Source organism: Mucilaginibacter sp. GW822-FHT03E02, assembly GCF_058801545.1.
In genome coordinates, this window is record NZ_JBXANJ010000001.1 from 2,877,295 (window position 1) to 2,895,870 (window position 18,576).

Here is an 18,576-nt window from a genome sequence, read left to right on the forward strand (position 1 = left end):
CTCAATTAAAATGTTTTCTGAGTTCCTGTATGCCCATTCTCAACCTTGTTTTAATAGTCCCCAGCGGGATACCCAGCTCTTCGGCAGCCTCCACGTGTGTGTACCCTTTAAAATAAACCAGATCGATAATTGATTTCTGATCAGGCTTCAACGTCTGAACTAAATCTTTAACACCCATTAACTCAGGCTTGTAAACTGTGCTCCTTTGTTCGTCAATAAAAGTTACGTTATTTTCAATCTCCTGGTTTTTGTTTTGGTTTTTAAAATCTTTTGATCTGATTTTGTCAATTGCCAGGTTGCGGGCAATGTTAACCATCCAGGTAAATAAACGGCCTTTTTCGGCACTGTAACTCGAAAAGGAATGCCAGATTTTTACGAAAGTTTCCTGCAAAATATCTTCTGCTACGGCGGTATCAATAACAATGCGGGATATTACACCATATAAAGATGCCGAATACATGTCATAAAGTGCCTCAACAGCAATTTTTTCATGGTTTCTTAATGCAAGCACCAACTCATCTTCCGAAAGCGATATTTTGTGTTTCTTGCTCAATGAGGTGAATATATAAAGGAAATGTTATAATTCAAATAAGTGTTTTTCAGCATGATATGATGATCTTACAAGCGGACCGCTTTCCACATATTTAAAACCCTTATCCAGGCCAATTTGTTTTAACCGCGCAAACTGATCCGGATGAATCCAATCCAAAACAGGGTGATGGTTACGGGTTGGCTGCAGGTATTGGCCCAGGGTTAATACATGCACACCGGCGGCCAATAAATCGTCCATAGCCTCCAGCAAATCATCTTCAGTTTCGCCCAGGCCAAGCATAATGCCCGATTTGGTACGCAAACCGGCAGCCGATACATGTTTTAATGCCTCTAAACTACGGTCGTATTTAGCCTGGATACGCACTTCCTTAGTAAGGCGTCTCACGGTTTCCAGGTTATGGGATACCACCTCGGGGCGGGTTTCCAAAACGCGGGCAAGGTTATCCCAGTTGCCACGAAAATCGGGCAATAAGGTTTCTAACGTAGTTTCGGGGCTTTCGCGGCGGATGGCATTGATGGTTTCGGCCCATATAATGGAGCCGCCATCTTTAAGGTCATCCCTATCTACAGAGGTTATAACACAGTGTTTTACCTGCATCAGTTTAACCGAAGTAGCTACGCGGTTAGGCTCATCAACATCAACAGCCAGGGGCCTGCCGGTGGCTACGGCGCAAAACGAGCATGAGCGGGTACAAATGTTACCCAATATCATAAAGGTGGCCGTTCCGGCACCCCAGCACTCGCCCATGTTGGGGCAGTTACCACTTTCGCAAATGGTGTGTAGTTTGTGCTCGTCAACCAGGCCGCGCACATGAGCGTATTCTTTTCCGATGGGGAGCTTCACCCTAAGCCAATCGGGCTTACGTTGGATCTGGCTCGCAGCAGGAACTACCGGCAATTCAATCATGGTACAAATGTAGTTAAAAACCGTATAACCAATTATAAGGTTACACGCAGGTTGTAAGAATTATTACAGAATACTGATGTGCAAATACTGCGGATGTGCAGATTCCAGATTTCAGATGCGCAGATGCTTTGGGTGTTCGCTTTTTAATGAGACTGTTCGGGTGTTCGAGGGCGAACACTTATTGATTTGACTGTCAGACAATTAGGCGTTCGGGTATTTTTGCTGAAATTACAAACAGCTTATTACAGGGCATATGTGATTTAAAACCATCCTCTCCTACCACTCACCTCCCGATACCCTCCACCAATCTTTATATGCACCCAAATAATACCCTTGCATAACCGTAGCGGCACTTTTCAAACACCTGCATTGCAAATAGCGGGTAAACCGGAAATTTTTTAGCTTAAAACGCTCAGCGCTTCTTCTACCGAAATGGCTCCGTGCGATTGATCAAGCACGCACTCGCCGTCTTTTATCAGCAGCAATTGCGGCGACTCGTGGTGAACCTGGAAAAGCTGGGCCACCTGGGCCGATAACTCGCGGTAATTAATCAGGTCTAAAAAGTAAAGGGGCATATCTTCGGGAAGGTCTTCCCAATCCAGCTCAAAACGGCGCTTGGCCATCATGCTGATAGAGCAGCGCGTGCTATGTTTAAAAATCAGGCTGTAACCCTCACGGTTCTTTATCTCGTGCAACTGATCGGCCGACGTAAGCAATATCCAGTTCATATTTTTATATTAGAGTCAAGAATTAAGAGTTAAGAATCAAGAGAGCTGCAATAGAGCGGTCAATTAACAAGGCAAAATCACTCTTTTAAGTTTGAAGTATACCGGAATTACCCGGCTTGCTTTTTTGTCTTGATTCCTGACTCTTGATTCTTAAATCTTCTTCACAAACGTAATTATAACACAAAATCTGCCGATAGCGACCGGCAGATTACAAAAATGACATTTGCCTGTTAGCGGCCGCTCTTAGGGTATGAACCGTAAGCAGGGCATAATTTGTTGGAGCATGACGATATGCTGCCAACCGCAAGAGCTATAATAGCTATGTAAATAAGTTTTTTCATTGTATTTTGTGCTTAACAGTATAACGTAAATCAGCCCTTCAATGTTTCGGCCAGCGCTGCCATTTTTATGGCGGTAATTGCGGCCTCGTCACCTTTATTGCCATGTTTGCCGCCTGCGCGGTCAATGGCCTGTTGCTGATTATCAGTAGTTAATACCCCAAATATAACAGGTTTTGCGTATTTTATGGCAACATTACTTACACCATTTGCAACCGCGTTACAAATAAAATCAAAATGGCGGGTTTCGCCCTGTATTACGCAGCCCAAACAAATTACGGCATCAAGCTTGCCGGTTTTTAGCAGCAGGTCGGCGCCCGATGTAAGCTCGAAGCTGCCGGGTACTGTGTAGCTCATGATATTAGCCTCCAAAGCTCCGTTAGCAACCAGGCTGTTGTAAGCGCCCTGGTATAGCGCGTTGGTAATTTCGGCGTTCCACTCGGCCACCACAATGCCAAACCGATACGGCGCGGCAGACGGTATGGTGGTATGCGAAAAATCTGAAAGGTTTTTTAATTGCGAGGCCATTGTTTTATTGTCGTTATTTTCTTTAACCTGTCATCCTGAGGTACGAAGGATCTATCAGCTGTGCGTGACCGATAGAAAAGTTCGCGAATAGATGCTTCGTTCCTCAGCATGACAGGGTGCTTATTATATAAAAAATGTTCGATCCCTGATTTACCAGGCCTGCAATTATCGCCGCCAAATAAATCCGAAATCGAACATCCGAAATCCGAAATCAAAAATTAAAGTTTCGCGTCTACACGAGCAATGTACTCGTCAATATTTTGTGCTTCGGCGCTTTCAGGATATTCTGTTTTAATCCTGTTGTAAGCTTCGCTGGCCGATTTATTGTCTTTGGTTTCTTCGTAAACCAAACCTAATTTTTTTAGGTAAAGCGGCGACAGGAATTTGTTTTTTGCCTTATCAACAGCTTTGTTAAAATAAGTTACGGCATTGCTGTAATCTTTCAGTTCAACATAAGCATCACCCGCGCTTCCGTAAGCCTCGGCAGCAACCATGCTGTCGTCGCCACGGTAATTGGTCAGGTTTTCTATCGCTTTATGGTATTCGCCTTTGTTAAGGTAGGCGGTGCCCAGGTAAAAATAAGCCAGGTTTGCAGCCTTGGTATTGCTGTAATCGGTAATTATCTTTTTAAAGCCAGGGTAGCTGGCATCACCGTTAATGGCTTTGTCCCAGTCTTTTTTAGCCCAAAAATCCTGCGCAACATACATTTGGTTGGCCGCCTTGGTTTCCAGCGGACCTAAGTACACTTTAAGGTATAAAAAGTAAATTACAATAAGGGCCACTACAGCACCGCCTATAAAAAGCAAGCTTTTTTGATTCTCGCGTACGAAGTTGCCACTCTGTCCGAAAGTAGTATCCGGTGCAGCAACTTTGGTATTCGCCTGGGTTTTTGACATTGTTATAACAAAATTAAGTTTGCAAAGTTACGGTTTTCAAAATTTCTGGCAATAGCTTATTGTTAATTATTTAAAGGGGAGACAGCGGGTGGCCTAATGGTATAAGTTTTAAGTAAAAATGGCAAAGGTAAGATATGTATTTCCTCAATTTTAGTTAAAAAAGCGAATAATCAACTCCATTTTCTCCGCAAAAATACCCATCAAATTATTTGGCATTTATTGTGGTGTTTATTTTTTTTGTTTGTCGCTATCCTGTCTCTTAATAAGTTCTTCAAGTGTTTGCTGCATCTGTTGGGCCCAGCCATCGTACTCGTTCTTTAACGCTTGTTCCGTTCGCGTAACCAACTTGTCTCTATTTTCTGCAAGTAGCTTATTCGTATCCGAAAGCCCCTGCCACCAGCCATTTATTGAATTAAGGTCCGCTGCTACTTGGTTGTATTTGTTAAGGGTATTATCCCATTGCTGTTGACCTAACCAATTCCCGATGGCTGCCACCAGGGCTGTAGAGAGCGCTACCCATACCTGCAGTTTAATTACGGCCAGTAATGTACCCGCACCTGTAAAAATGTATACCAGCCAATTATGTAAACTAAGGTTAAAATTTATCGTCTTGGTTTTGCCGATATAATAGTTCTCCTGGTTTTTCAAACGATATTCAATATATTTTTCGGCCGAAAGGCGGCTAAAGCCATCGTCACCTTTTTCACCATCTGTCATATACGGAGGAAAACCCTTTGTTTTATCATATTGAGATATGTGTGTGTGACTAACGTCGGTTTTCATTGCCTTTTGATAAATTTCAGAGATACGTTCGGATAGTAACGCCGCAGGAGCAATTTGGTATGGCCCTATCCGCGCCCTGTAACTATATATTTCTCTCTTCATATCTTCTGCACCTGACCTGAAAAAGATCCATTTCATCCCGTTTTTAAACTTATTTGCCGCAGCTATAAGCACGGTCAATGTAATTGGAGCAATAACTATTAAGCCATAAAATACCCATTGCACGCAACCATAATCCTTGTAATCTGTTTTTGAAGGGAAACACACAGACCATAATATGCCCATAAAACCAATAATTATGCCTAATCGTAAAATCCAGCGTTGAAAATCTTTGTGACGGATTTGCTGAATGTTGGCATTATGATCAAAATTTGCAAAGTTTTCCCAGGCCGACCGGAGTACTTCATCTTTACCAAGCTGGCGGACAATTTCTGTTTTAATATTTTCAGGGTCGCCGTCTACCGGATAAAAGAAAAGTTCGCCCCGTGTGAGGATCTTAGCTTCCAAAGAATCCGCTACCGGTGGTGTAGCAGCTTGTTTTGCCGCATAGATCTTATCAGCCAGCCCCCCGCTACCTGCCAAAATTATTATGGGTATTTGATTATCAACAGCTTTAATTAACTCTTCCCCGGTTATTTCTCCGCCGCCGGCCACAAGTGCAATAACGCTACATTTTTGCTCTCCTTTTCCTGATCCAGCCAACCCGGCAGCCAATGCAAATATCGTAGATGTTTCAGCCCCCCATTTTTTTACTCCGCTTACAAGTACAAAACAGGAGTGGTTTACGTCTAATGGCACAAGACCGTCTCCCTGTTTGTCGCCATAGCTTACCAGCCTCTCTGGTGCAACTCCTATTAAAGGTAACTGATGGCCTTGTTCGGCATTAATGGCACCCACAATCTCCATAATGCCGACTCTGGTACCACCGTCAATAATTACGGCATTACCTGCAACTGCCCCAGGAATAAGTCCGTCGCGAAATGCCCGCCCGATGGCTTGCACCTGCCCCGTTTCGAGGTTATTGGCACCGCCAAATAACAGCACAGTATTTCTGGGCGCAATAATGTTAATAGCCTCTACAATTTTGGCATTCTCTTCATTTGGTTGAACCAGAAATATATCAATAGTTCTTTCTTCTGCGTTTATCTTCTGAGCGGTAATTACTGGTGCCATGGTTCGGATTTAATTCGTTATTTAGCTAATTTAAAATGTGTTAATGAAGTATTTATGTATGAATATATTTGCTTTATATTGGTCTCTGCGGTGACAATTATACTTTTAGCGAGACCGTCTTTTGATAAACTGAGGTTCTGATCTTCATAATTTCTTCGAGTTAATTTTAGGGTGGGCATACTCACCAACCCCGGCGTATAGCTGTTTTGTTTATAGCAATACAAATATTGAGCGGATAATAAACTACTGAACAAAACTCCCATAAAGGAGTTTATTTCTGGCGTTTTCAGCGAATTTTCCGGAATCAGTATACTTTTGATTGTCATAAACGAAAGGTTTAGGTTGTGTAATAATAAACGGCGCCGGCATAACGCGCTTGCACTTAGTAAATATAATATCGCTTTTTACATAATTTCAAACCATGCAAAATTAATTCGGTGGAATTGTAACTATTAAATGACGTTTAGTTACCAAGGCCTTAAAACATACGGTATAAGTAACTTTTATAAAGTTAAAATATTAAAATCAAAAAAAATAAATAATAACCAATTTTTTGTTGTAAATATTTGTTAGTCAAAACATTATTGATAATTTTAATTCGTTAATGCGCCATCGTGCTGTTATCGTTATTAAATTATACCTAACCTTTAATTAAATGGGTTTAAAGATCTATATCTCTTCAACGTTCCATGGCCTGGAACAATACAGGGCTAAAGCACAAGAAGTGTTTGTTTTTTTGCAAAACTATTTCGACCTGGTCAGAATTATGGAATATATGATGCCAGGTTCCAATCAGCCACCCTTGCAAAACTGCATAGCAGATGTAAACTCCTGCGATATTTATATGTTGATAATAGGCAGGCAATATGGGGCAATTGCCCCTGGCACAAATTTATCATATACAGAATGCGAATACAATTTCGCCAAAGTCAATAACAAGATTATTATACCGTTAATTGCCGATACTTTAGCGGAGGGCCTGGGAAACGTACCGGTAGATGACCCGGTAAAATTCCAGGCCTTTGTTACAAAGGTGACTAATAGCCATCCCGTTTTCATAAACAAATTCAAAAATCCGGATCACATGGCTACGCAACTAATTCAGGCGCTCTACCCCTTTTATAACCCAAACACAAGCTTGGAAATCAACGAATAATGATACACCTAAACTCCGTTCTATTTTACTAAATGCCCAAAAAGATCTACATATCGTCAACATTCCGCGACCTGGAATTATACCGGACAAAAGCACAGGATGCACTTGGGTTTTTGAAAGACTATTTCGACCTGGTCAGAATTATGGAATATATGATGCCTGGTTCTGATCAGCCGCCGTTGACAAACTGTATTGCCGATGTAAACTCCTGTGATATTTATATTTTGATAATAGGGAAGCGATATGGTTCTATTGCCCTGGGTACAAGTTTATCGTTTACAGAGCACGAATACAATTATGCTGTATCTACTGGCAAAACCATTATTCCGCTTATAGCCGAAGCAACAGCCGAGGGATTGGAAAATACCCTTGTAGATAATGCCGCCAAGTTCAGGGCTTTTGTGACAATGGTAACCACGAAACATCAAACCTTTATAAAAAATTTCAAAACTCCAGATCACATGGCCTTGCAGTTAACCCAGGCCCTTTATCCTTTTTCTGAAAAAAAGTGGATTTTAACTAACGAAATGATATTGAGATGCGACAGAAAGATACCTTTTTCAAGCATGTACAGCACCTATACTCAAAAAAAAAACCGGCTCAATGTATTTTCAATATTATGCAATGAGTTTGACAAGCCTGATAGTTTTATGCGAAGGATGGCGAATATAGAATTCGGACTAAAAAAAGAATGTATCGTATCGCCAATGAAAACTGCTGGTATAATAGCGGTTTCGCCGGACATTGAAGAGCAAAAGATGAATTTTATACGCCATATAATGCCTCCCGCTATGCTAAGTTTCGACCTGAATATAGCGGAAAGCCTGGAACAACTAAAGCAAAACGGAATTGGCGAGATTTTTCTTCACTTCTTTTTGTATCCGCAGGACGTAGCAGATGAAAATACGATGACATCGATAAGGCTTATTTTAACAGAACTTGAACAAGCCTGTAATGAAAAGAACTACTCTTTCTATCTCACATTCATTGTTCAATTTAAAAATTCAACCCCGGTTGAGCGTTTAGATATCAATAAGATCAGGCCCAATGAAAATCTTCGGATTGTATCACTTTCTCCGATAACGCCAATAGACGATATAGAATTGGGTAACTGGTTAGAAACATATGTAACTGATAGCGAAATAAAAATTAACAATATAAAAAATTATTTTTTTGCAGAAAAGGCGGAGTATAATATGAGCGATTTTCTTGCGAAAGTAAATGAAATTAATTCCTATCTAAATTAAATGACATTATGAAAGAAATTATATTAAAAACTATCGACTTCGACAACTCCCCCCCAAATTACATTCCCTCAAACGAGTTAATAAAGGCACTGGAGATTGCTTACACTTTAAAGCGCCCTCTTTTGCTATCCGGGGAACCAGGAACCGGAAAAACAGATTTTGCCAAATGGGTAGCTTATTCGCTGGCTGACCGCGGCTTCCTGATAGAACCTTTAAAATACCCAACCAAATCATCGAGTATATCACAAGATCTGTTTTATTTTTACGACGCGGTGTCGCATTTTCGGGAAAACCAACCTCATTTTCAGCAAAATATTTCTATTGAAAAAAAAGCGGGCGTAGAATTAAGTGAGGGCCATTCAAATCCTGTGATTAATATTGAGGATTTTATAGAATTAAAGGCTTTAGGCTTAGCATATGCCAGGGCTATAGGATCTAAATATGCTGGAAAGTTTCAGGACTTGTTTAGGAAGAGCGGCGTACCGGAAGAGCCTTCATCCACGGTAGTGCTTATAGACGAAATAGATAAGGCATCGCGTGATTTTCCGAATGACTTGCTCAATGAGCTCGAAGATTATGAATTTGAGGTAAAGGAGTTAAATTCAAAAATACAACTTAAAGATGCGAAGCAAAGGGAACGTATAATTATTATTTTGACAAGTAACCTGGAGAAAAGCTTACCGGAAGCTTTTTTAAGGCGGTGTATATATTTTAACATTGATTTTCCTAAACCGGAAGCACTCGCTGACATTATAAAAAGCAGATTAACTGTAAATGCAATTGACCACCCGCTAATTAAACAAAAAGTAGAAGAGTTTTTTAAAGTTCGAAATTATGCCCTGCAAAAAAAACCATCTACATCAGAATGCATAGATTGGATAAGGGCAATAATTGATGCCGGTTTATTAAAAGAATCTTTATTTAAACAGGGAAAAAGTTTAAATGAATCGCCTTTAAAAGACTACTTCTCTATTTTGGTGAAAAAGGCTGATGATTTACAGCTGGTACTTGGTAAAACTTCGTAAAATTTTGAAATGTTATTCTCTATCGGTACAGGAAACAGCTTAAACGAACAGCAGGAAAAAATGCCGTTTGAAACCCTTTTCAGTTTATTGAAAAGCGCAGGATTCCGTATTGGAGTAAGAGATTTGATTGAATTTTACGCCATTTTTGAAAATTTTAAAAATGAAGACCTCAAAGGGCTTAAATATTACCTGGCCCCTGTAATTTGCAAAAACCCAGCAGACCAGCAAACGTTTTACAATGTGTTTGATCAATGGTGCGTAACAATTGCCCGTAACCACACACCAAAAAAAAAATGGACACTGCTTATACGTCAGTGGCTAAGGGTTAACAAATATTATTTTCTTGCTTTACTTGCTATAACAATAGCAGTTGGGTTGGTTGTATACCAATATATTAATAAACCTATTAAGCCGCATAAAATTTGTGTCAATGGGGCTTTGGCAAGTGTGGTTAATGTTCGTGTAGGTGACACCGTTACTTTTGATGAAAAATGCGGGCCTGTAAACCGTACTAATAGCGCTGATACAATTTACAGCTGGAACTTAGGTGAAGGAAACGAAATGGAGGGGAATTCCGCAACGCATGTTTATACAACCGTTGGCGAATTTTCAGTTTACTTGAAAACTGTTTTCAAACAAGACACCGCCCGGGATACGGTTAAGGTAATTGTGTGCCCTAAATTAGAAAAACTGACAATCAGCCCTGTGCGGCCTGATTCAAATACAATTGTAAAAATACAACTTTCACAATATAAGCCCGCCACAACCAGGTTGGCATATTGGGAAATTAGTAATCCATCTAATGATTTAGATACTATAATACCTTACACCGCCCCTGTTCTAAATTATAAGTTGCTTAGTTCAGGTACTTTTCAAATTGCGTTAAAAGACAGCAGTAACAAAAACTGTTCTTTGGCCGAGTATTCATTCGCGGTAACACCGGTTGGTGGTTATGATTTAAACATTGTTACACAGGGCAAGCCCGATGAACAGTATTATTTTTTGGCCGGTAATAGTTTAATACTTGCACTTTTACTAAGTATACCAGGCACTTTGATCTTTTTTATTTTAAGATTTATACTTTATAAAGTATCTCCACCTAAAAGCAAGCTAAAACCCCGGTTAAAAACTAATGCTCTTTCAAAATCCGGCAAAAATAAAGCCGTTAAGCCTCCGTTTGATATTCCTTTTAATAACAACGATCAGTACATTCAACCGGAGAACAAACTTTTTGGAGTTTACAATGAGTTACAAAAAACGAGAATAACACTTTTTCGATTTTTAGATATCCCGAAAACCATTCGTAACACGATACAAAACCACGGGTTAGTTAGCCCGGTTTATAAACAGCATAAAAAAAATTACGACTACATATTACTGATAGAGAAGGATATAGGTTACCATCTGCAGCTGTCATTATTTATTTACCTGGCTAATAAATTCATACATCAAAATATCCGGATTACCTATTATGATTATAGCGAACCTGGCATTTTTAAAAATGCAAAACAGACCCAAAATTATTCCCTTAAAAAATTAAAAACAGATCATCCGGACGCGGTACTGATTATAGTGGGTACCGGTTACAGCTTATTGGACAGCGCCCTGCCAAAGATAAAAAAGGACTTTGATCTTTATTTTGAACTTTGGGATAACAGGTTATTAGTAACACCCGTGCTACAACAAGACTGGCGTACAAATGAATTGATATTAGCACAACGGTTCATATTATTGCCTGCTGACCTTGAGGGGTGGGTAAAGCTTGTTCAATTAATAGAAGAAGGTTCAGCCACATCTGTTTACCGAGAGTGGAAAAATTACAACGTTAATAATATCGAGCTTGAAGACATTGACGAACTTAAGAAATATATTAATGATGATGATGTTTTTCAATGGATATGCAGCCTTGCAATACATCATCGTATCAGATGGGAATTGATAGTAGGCATTGGAACCGAAATATTAAGTGCATTGGGAGTATCGGGCAAGCTCAATTATAGTAATTTACTTAAAATAGCCCGAATCCCCTGGATCAAAGACGGCGTATTTCCGACAGAATTACGCCTGGACTTGCTAAAAGAACTTACAAATTCAAATGAGATAACGGCACGGCGTAAGATGTTATCGATGCTCAAAGAATCTGACGGATTAATAAGTGTCGAGAGTTTTAGCTTTCTTGAAAAGCAGGTTCAGGTCTATACCGATAGTTTTATTTTGTACACTTACGATCCGGTGGCCAACATTGGTCTGAAAGCTGATGCGGATGCATTTTTGGCTTTATGGAGGGAAAATCGCATTGTGGACGTACCCTTAAAAATCTATCTGAAAAATCAGGACGATAAGCAATCTCCACCATTAAAAACACTAAAGAACAATAAACTTCCTGCAGGCAGTAATACGCTATATTTAGATAAGCCGCCTGGCCTTAATTTAAAAAACATCCTAATAGTGCTGTTGGCATTGTGGTCGGCATTTTTTTTGTGCGAATTGTTTGCTTTCGGAAATGACCCTGGCGGCTTTCCGAACAACATCACCAAGGGCGTTTGGCCTATCGCCGAAAGTCACGATCCTCCGAATATAGATATTACGATCAAAATAGACACTGGTATTTGTTTGCGCCAATTGACGGCCAAACAAAACGATTCGTTACTTTATATTGAATTAAAAACACCAGATACAAGTTATCGTCAGCAACTTTATTTGGATCCGGGCGTACTCAGCGCGCTACCTACACAGCATGTTAATGAAATTGTTTTTAAAAAGGTAAAGGTAAATGGAAATAATCGCATTGCCTTATATACCTCGCATAAAAAAATACTTGACGGTCAACTCCCGTTAAGGTATACCAAATATCTTCTTTCCGTTTCGGGCAGCGCGTGTAACAATGCAAAATTACCCGAAGTATATATCCAATATGATACTGCAATCTCTTCATCCACCGCCGAGCTTTTCAGACAGTGTATTTCATTAAATGGTTATGTTGCCGAAGGTACCGGGCAACGGAATTATAAATTTGTTAATGTGGTGCGGTATTTAAGGCCATCGATGAAGAGTTATGCCGAAGCATTGGCAACAGTAGCGGAAAGATGCCTGCGTACAAAATTCACTACTCAACTTGTGGCACTTACCGGCAAACCAGATACCTTGTTTAACGATACAACAAAGCTTGAAATATGGATAAGCAGCACATCGGAATGTAAAACAGTAACTTTTGATTCTATTCCAAACGTGGTTTCGGGTTATAAATATTTCAACTCCCGTATGAGTAGTAATATTATATTATACCGGGATAGCATCAGGTTTAATACTGTAAATAAAAATACGTATCCACTGGAGAAGGATATAAAATATTGCGGCGAAAATTATACGTTCTATTTGCATGATGCCACCAGGAAAAAGCGGGATAGTATTTATTTATCATTTAAAGACAACAACCTTAATTTGCTTGCATCTGATAAAAATTACCAATATTACCAATTGTTTGATCTTAAAAATTATAAGCGGATAAAATCTATTTCTGATAAGCGTTTTTTGGGAAGCTGGCAACGACCGAGTTTGCTCAGTGCAAGTATAGAAATCACCCCTACTAAATATACCATAATATCAAGCACCGGCACCACCGAACTTGATTTGACATATATATATTATGACAGTAAAAACCGGTGTTACTTGTGTTATTCATCAAATAGATTTCAATCAGTAATTTGTTTAAAAATGACCGACTCGGGAATCTATCTGAGTTTTTTTAATACTCCGCTTAATGGGTTAGATGCTGGCAAATTATACCAATTTGTATCTGCTTTTGAGCAGCTGACACGTGTTGTCAAATTACCTCAAACATCGCGGCCAGATCAGGCGACCGGCGACCCTAGTATAAAGCCTTTGGGTGTGGAACAATGGTTTAAAGTAGGCTACTCATTACAAATTGGCAGCATACTTATTGAGTTAAACGAATTGAATAATGGAGCCGGAACGGTATCGATTAAATTATGCCAAACATCAACAGCCTATAGATGTGAAAATGTGATCAATGAAAAATTAAATATTAGTTTAAAACGGCCTTATGTGTTTAGTTATAAAGACGAAAAATACACGTTAACTTTAACAAAGATAGCCAAGGCAGGTAGTGATAAAAACACATTGGGCGCTTATGTTATATTAACTAAATAGCTTTGGATGGAGGGGGCCATCGGCAAACAAAATAAAAGGTGTAGTTGGTATTGAAGTACCATGATTACATGAATGTTAGGGCAACAGATTATTTAACAATTGCCAAATATGATATAAGTTTCTCTTGAATTGTCTTGTAATGGACATTGTAATCACGCTAACGTATAGTTGCGACCAAAGCTCATGCTACCGCCAGTTTTTTTGCCCTCAGCTACAGCAAGCGTTTTTCGCTACCGCACAGATGGTTAATCGGGGTGGCCCGCTGACAGGTAAACGCCATGCTAAGTAATGAATATGCAACACCCGGATGTTTAATTGCATCCGGGTGTTTACATTTAACGGCGGCTCGCGTAAAGAATTGGCGTGTATACCGGCCAGGTGACTAAGGCCAGTGTAGTATTAACAGAAAGCCTGGCGCCGCTTCTACCGGCGGCGTACGCCATGGTTAAGTCAAAAGTAAAAATGCAAAGGCAAAAAATTTACTGCCGGTGCAGGTGTATAAACCAAAATAAAACATCTGAAACCTACAAATGGGATTCCTGCATGTTGGCTTGCACAAACACCTAATTAACCAAACCACGGATAGTTTCATAGTAAGCGTCGCTCACGGGCAGCTCGATAGCTGTTAGCTGGGCTTTGCGGTTTTGGATGGATTTTATTTTATGTACCGGAACGATATAGCTGCGGTGAATGCGCTGAAATTTATCGGGGGGCAGTTTTTTTAGCACCTCCTTTAATGGCATTTGGGTAAGTATGGGTTTGTCGTTGGTTAAATGGATGCGGATGTAGTTTTCCATGCTCTCGATGTATTCGATGGTGCTTAGGTCTATCTTTACCACCCGGTATTCGGAGTTTACGTACAGGCTTTCGTCTGGATTGCCCGGCTTATCATTTGCCCGGTTCTTATACTGGTAATAGGCCAGCGCTTTTTCTACAGCACGGGTAAAGCGTTCCAATTCCAACGGTTTTTCAACAAAATCAACCGCCTCCAGCTGAAAGCCGTCGTAGGCATATTTCCGGTACGAGGTTGTGAAAATAACCATGGGCTTTACAGTTAATGACCTCATGAGGTCGATGCCCGATATGTCGGGCATATTGATATCCAGGAAAAGGAGGTCGATGGTTGTGTTTTTCAGGAATTCGGCCGCCGAAATTGCGTCTTCAAATGTGCGCACGAGTTGCAGCGTGGGAAACCGCGATACATATTCGGTGATAAGCCGTAAAGCTAAAGGTTCATCATCAATGGCTATACATTTAAGCATCATGGTTATTTGGTAAGGTTAGCTGAACAATGTACTCCTGGCTATCGTTGCTGATATTTAATACATACCTGCCGGGATATAAATGATCTAAACGTTTGCAGGTGTTTTTGATGCCTATCCCGGTGCTGTGGTTATCGCTGTTGCTTAAACCGAATATCCGGTTTTTACAATAAAAGTGCAGGGTAGTTTCGCTGATAACCAATTTGATTTGGATGGTTGTGCTTTCGTGTTTGCTAACACCGTATTTGAAAACATTTTCGATAAAAGTCATGAGCAGCAGGGGCGCTATTTGTTTTCGGTCTATATTGCCTTCTATCTCAAAATTAACAACGGTGAGGTTGCCGGTGCGCAAACGCTGCAGTTCAATATAGCTGGCTATGCAATCAACTTCGCGTTGCAGGGGGGCAAAATTCCCGGTTATGTCTTCGGTAACGTAGCGCATTATTTTGGAAAGCCGCATAACGCTGTCGGCTGCATGATCATCACGCGTTAAAACCAGCGTATAAATATTGTTCATGGTGTTGAACAAAAAGTGCGGGTTGATTTGCGCTTTTAAAAAAGAGAGTTCGGCGGTTGCTTTATCCGCTTCGGCGCGGGCTGCCCTTTGCTCGGTAAGCAGCCACTCCCTTATGGTTTTAATGGCCGTACTAAGGGCAATTACCGTAAAAAAGATAAAAAAACTGGTAATATCCAGCGGCTGCCCAAACGGCGACCGGCTTAAAGGCCTATCGCGAAAGGTTGACAAATTGGGACTTTGCCCAGGCCCAGGCGGTCTTCCGGGCTGAAAATGTTCGCTGCCGGGCGCATCTAAAGGTGGCCGGTTGGAGGGCGGCCGGCTATCGTCTTCTCTTTCCCTGATGTGCAGTAAGCGGTCAAACGGCCGGATACAATAAACACCAAAGAACAGGAAAAAAACAGCGACGCCAAACAACCAATGTTTTTTACGGAGCAACAGGCGCGGAACAAAAAAGTAGGCGTTGCTGTAAAAAACCACTATAAAAGTAAGTCCGAATAACCAATAGTCGGGGCTTTGTACCAGGGTGATGTCACCGTCAAAACTGCCGCCGCGATGCAAAAAAATAAGCGGGATGGCCATGAGTGTAACCCAACCGGCAACATGCAGGATGATAGAAATAGCTTTAATTCGTGACATAGCATAAAGTAACACAATAGCCGCCGCAAGGAAGTGAAAACATCGGTGACTGACTTAAATGTATAGATGAAATGGCAAATATGCTATTTACAGCGTGGGTAAATACCGGTAAAACGCACATCACATCTTAAAAAAACTGCGTAGGAACGGCGATAAGCCTTTCACCACTAAAAAAAGGGCATTCATCCATACCCCCTGTTTTAAACTGAGGATTGCCGCTACGTTTACATGGGGTTTAAAAAAATGTGATCTGGTTGTTAAGGCGCATACCTGAAAAGCAAGGGAATATAATTGGCCTGATGCTGCTTCAAGTTTTTTTAGTTGATAAAAAGCCTTTGCCTTATCTGTACACGATTTGTAATATGAAATTTAAAATATTCGGCATAAGCATTTTGTTAATGAGCAGCAGGTTATACGCGCAGCAAAAAAACATTTCAGGCACCATCATCGACAGCGCTACCCGGATGCCGGTTAATGGTGTTACTGTGATTTTAAATCCCGTAAACAAAACGAATATCACTGACGAAACAGGGCGCTTTGCTTACAGGAACGTTGGACCTGCGGCGCAATCTGTTACAATTACCGCCGTTGGCTATCAAAAAAAAATTGTGTTATTAACCGACCTTAAGCTGAGCCCGCTGATTGACCTGAGCCCCAGGCTTACGCAGTTAACCGATGTAGTAATAACCGCTGATAACCCGAACCCTTATAAGGCGATCAGCGAAACCGATATTAAGCTCCGCGGGGTGTCCAATTCGCAGGAAGTGCTGCGTATAGTGCCGGGCCTGTTTATTGGCCAGCACCAGGGCGGCGGTAAGGCCGAGCAGATTTTTTTGCGCGGTTTTGATAATGACCATGGTACCGATATCAATTTGAGCGTTGATGATATGCCGGTAAATATGGTTTCGCAGGCACATGGCCAGGGTTATGCCGACAGCCATTTTATTATCCCCGAAACGATAGAAAGTACAAACTATCAAAAAGGGATGTATAATATGGAGAAAGGCGACCTGGCCGTGACCGGCTTTGTAAACTTTAACACAGCCAACACCGTTGCCGCCGACCAGTTTAAGGTAGAGGGCGGACAGTTTAATACCTACCGGGTGTTGGGCATGGTTAACCTGCTTGGCCAAAAAGCCAAAGCCAATAACCAGTCGTGGTATGCGGCTTCTGAATACCGGTACAGCGACGGTTATTTTGACAACCCGCAGCATTTTAAACGATTTAACTTTTTTACCAAATACCACGGGAGATTGAACGCCAACAACTGGCTCAGCATCAGTGCATCCACTTTATACAGCAAATGGAAAGCATCGGGCCAGATCCCGGAAAGCGCGGTAAACGATGGAACCATTGGCTTTTACGGCGCGCTTGACACCAACGAGGGCGGGGTAACATCACGTACCAACGTAAACGCCCAGCTTTTAACCATCCTTCCTAATCACGATATCGTCAAAAACCAGCTTTACTATTCGCGTTATAAATTTGATTTGCATACCAACTTTACGTTTTACCTGGCAGATACCGTTAACGGCGATGAGATACGGCAACGGGAAGCCCGCAATTTGTACGGCTATAACGGCAGCTACCTGCACGAAGGTTATATTGGCAATATCAAACTGACAACGGAGGCGGGTATCAACACCCGGCTGGATATGACCAAAGGTTCGGAATTATCCCACACGGTAAATAACTTCGTGGTCATCAACCCAATTAAACTGGGCGACATTACCGAACTGAGCGCCGGGGCTTACCTGGGCGAAGCATTCCGGTTCAGCTCAAAATTTTCAGTGATTGCCGGACTAAGGTTTGATCAGTTTTATTACCGGTATAACAATAAACTGGCTACCGACACTACACTTAATGGCGTTGGTGTGTATACTGCCAATAACAACACAATTAGCCCCAAACTCAACTTTTACTATCGTGCTAATGATAAAACGCAATTTTATTTATTAACCGGCAAGGGCTTCCACTCCAATGATACGCGGGTGGTAGTAGCGCAAGGCGGTTTGCAAACGCTCCCCGCTGCTTACGGTGCCGATGCCGGTACTGTTTTTAAACCGGCCAAAAACCTGTTGTTTAACGCAGCCTTGTGGTATAGTTACCTACAGAAGGAATATGTATATGCAGGCGATGGCGGTTCGGTAGAGTTTAGTGGCCGAACCCGCCGCATTGGTTTCGACCTATCCGGCCGTTACCAGCCGCTTAAATCCCTATATTTTGATGCGGATATAAATTATGCACACGGCCGCTCGATTGACGACCCGGCCGGAGCAAATTATATTCCGCTGGCGCCGGTTTGGAGCAGCACAGGAGGTATAACCTACACGCTTAAAAACGGATTCAACGGCAGCATGCGCTACCGCTACCTTGGCGACCGCCCCGCAAATGCCGACTATAGCCTTGCCGCTAAAGGTTATTTTATAAATGACCTGTTATTAAATTATACCCGGCCCAAATACGAAATTGGCCTAACCATCAATAACCTGTTTAACGTGCGGTGGAAAGAAACCCAGTTTGAAACCATTACCAAGCTAAAAAATCAGGCCCCTGTTGATGGGATTGCTTTTACCGCCGGCACTAAATTTGCCGCTTTGCTGCACGTTGGTTACTTTTTTTAATAGCAATAATTGCCTGCTTTTACACCAAGTTAGC

13 protein-coding genes are annotated in these 18,576 nt (G+C 41.3%); 5 read left to right on the forward strand and 8 right to left on the reverse strand.

Annotated features, from left to right (window positions below; all coding sequences use genetic code 11):
* Position 1 precedes the first annotated feature (1 nt).
* The 6 genes from AC1RM2_RS12105 to AC1RM2_RS12130 all read right to left on the reverse strand — a co-directional run bounded on the left by AC1RM2_RS12105 (position 2) and on the right by AC1RM2_RS12130 (position 5,905).
* Positions 2–553 carry an RNA polymerase sigma factor gene (locus tag AC1RM2_RS12105; protein ID WP_477353575.1) on the reverse strand — a complete coding sequence of 184 codons (552 nt, stop codon included), beginning with the start codon at positions 551–553 and terminating at the stop codon, positions 2–4.
* Between the two features lie 24 nt (positions 554–577).
* Positions 578–1,459 carry a lipoyl synthase gene (gene lipA / locus AC1RM2_RS12110; protein ID WP_492985337.1) on the reverse strand — a complete coding sequence of 294 codons (882 nt, stop codon included), beginning with the start codon at positions 1,457–1,459 and terminating at the stop codon, positions 578–580.
* Between the two features lie 398 nt (positions 1,460–1,857).
* A complete protein-coding gene (gene ytxJ, locus AC1RM2_RS12115; RefSeq protein WP_492985338.1) occupies positions 1,858–2,187 on the reverse strand; it encodes a bacillithiol system redox-active protein YtxJ in 330 nt (109 codons plus the stop codon).
* Between the two features lie 371 nt (positions 2,188–2,558).
* Positions 2,559–3,053: a 6,7-dimethyl-8-ribityllumazine synthase gene (ribH, locus tag AC1RM2_RS12120; RefSeq protein WP_492985339.1), complete on the reverse strand. Its 495-nt coding sequence runs from the start codon at positions 3,051–3,053 to the stop codon at positions 2,559–2,561.
* Positions 3,054–3,271: 218 nt separating this feature from the next.
* On the reverse strand, positions 3,272–3,949 hold the full coding sequence (locus tag AC1RM2_RS12125; protein ID WP_492985340.1) for a tetratricopeptide repeat protein: 678 nt from the start codon (positions 3,947–3,949) through the stop codon (positions 3,272–3,274).
* Positions 3,950–4,177: 228 nt separating this feature from the next.
* The gene (locus AC1RM2_RS12130) at positions 4,178–5,905 is read right to left on the reverse strand and encodes an SLATT domain-containing protein (protein ID WP_492985341.1); all 1,728 of its coding nucleotides are present in this window, start codon (positions 5,903–5,905) and stop codon (positions 4,178–4,180) included.
* Between the two features lie 655 nt (positions 5,906–6,560).
* On the opposite strand from AC1RM2_RS12130, the gene AC1RM2_RS12135 reads away from it, so the two are divergent.
* The 4 genes from AC1RM2_RS12135 to AC1RM2_RS12150 all read left to right on the forward strand — a co-directional run bounded on the left by AC1RM2_RS12135 (position 6,561) and on the right by AC1RM2_RS12150 (position 13,503).
* Entirely contained in the window at positions 6,561–7,061 is a 501-nt protein-coding gene (locus AC1RM2_RS12135) for a DUF4062 domain-containing protein (RefSeq protein ID WP_492985342.1), read from the forward strand.
* 32 nt (positions 7,062–7,093) lie between these two features.
* Entirely contained in the window at positions 7,094–8,308 is a 1,215-nt protein-coding gene (locus AC1RM2_RS12140; RefSeq protein ID WP_492985343.1) for a DUF4062 domain-containing protein, read from the forward strand.
* 272 nt (positions 8,309–8,580) lie between these two features.
* Entirely contained in the window at positions 8,581–9,333 is a 753-nt protein-coding gene (locus tag AC1RM2_RS12145) for an AAA family ATPase (RefSeq protein ID WP_492985344.1), read from the forward strand.
* A gap of 9 nt (positions 9,334–9,342) precedes the next feature.
* Positions 9,343–13,503: a PKD domain-containing protein gene (locus tag AC1RM2_RS12150; protein WP_492985345.1), complete on the forward strand. Its 4,161-nt coding sequence runs from the start codon at positions 9,343–9,345 to the stop codon at positions 13,501–13,503.
* Positions 13,504–14,066: 563 nt separating this feature from the next.
* Here the strand turns inward: AC1RM2_RS12150 and AC1RM2_RS12155 are convergent.
* A complete protein-coding gene (locus tag AC1RM2_RS12155; RefSeq protein WP_492985346.1) occupies positions 14,067–14,768 on the reverse strand; it encodes a LytR/AlgR family response regulator transcription factor in 702 nt (233 codons plus the stop codon).
* Positions 14,758–15,918 carry a sensor histidine kinase gene (locus tag AC1RM2_RS12160; protein ID WP_492985347.1) on the reverse strand — a complete coding sequence of 387 codons (1,161 nt, stop codon included), beginning with the start codon at positions 15,916–15,918 and terminating at the stop codon, positions 14,758–14,760. The genes AC1RM2_RS12155 and AC1RM2_RS12160 overlap by 11 nt, the downstream gene beginning before the upstream one ends.
* A 362-nt stretch (positions 15,919–16,280) precedes the next feature.
* On the opposite strand from AC1RM2_RS12160, the gene AC1RM2_RS12165 reads away from it, so the two are divergent.
* Positions 16,281–18,542 carry a TonB-dependent receptor gene (locus tag AC1RM2_RS12165; protein ID WP_492985348.1) on the forward strand — a complete coding sequence of 754 codons (2,262 nt, stop codon included), beginning with the start codon at positions 16,281–16,283 and terminating at the stop codon, positions 18,540–18,542.
* The last annotated feature ends 34 nt before the right edge of the window (positions 18,543–18,576 follow it).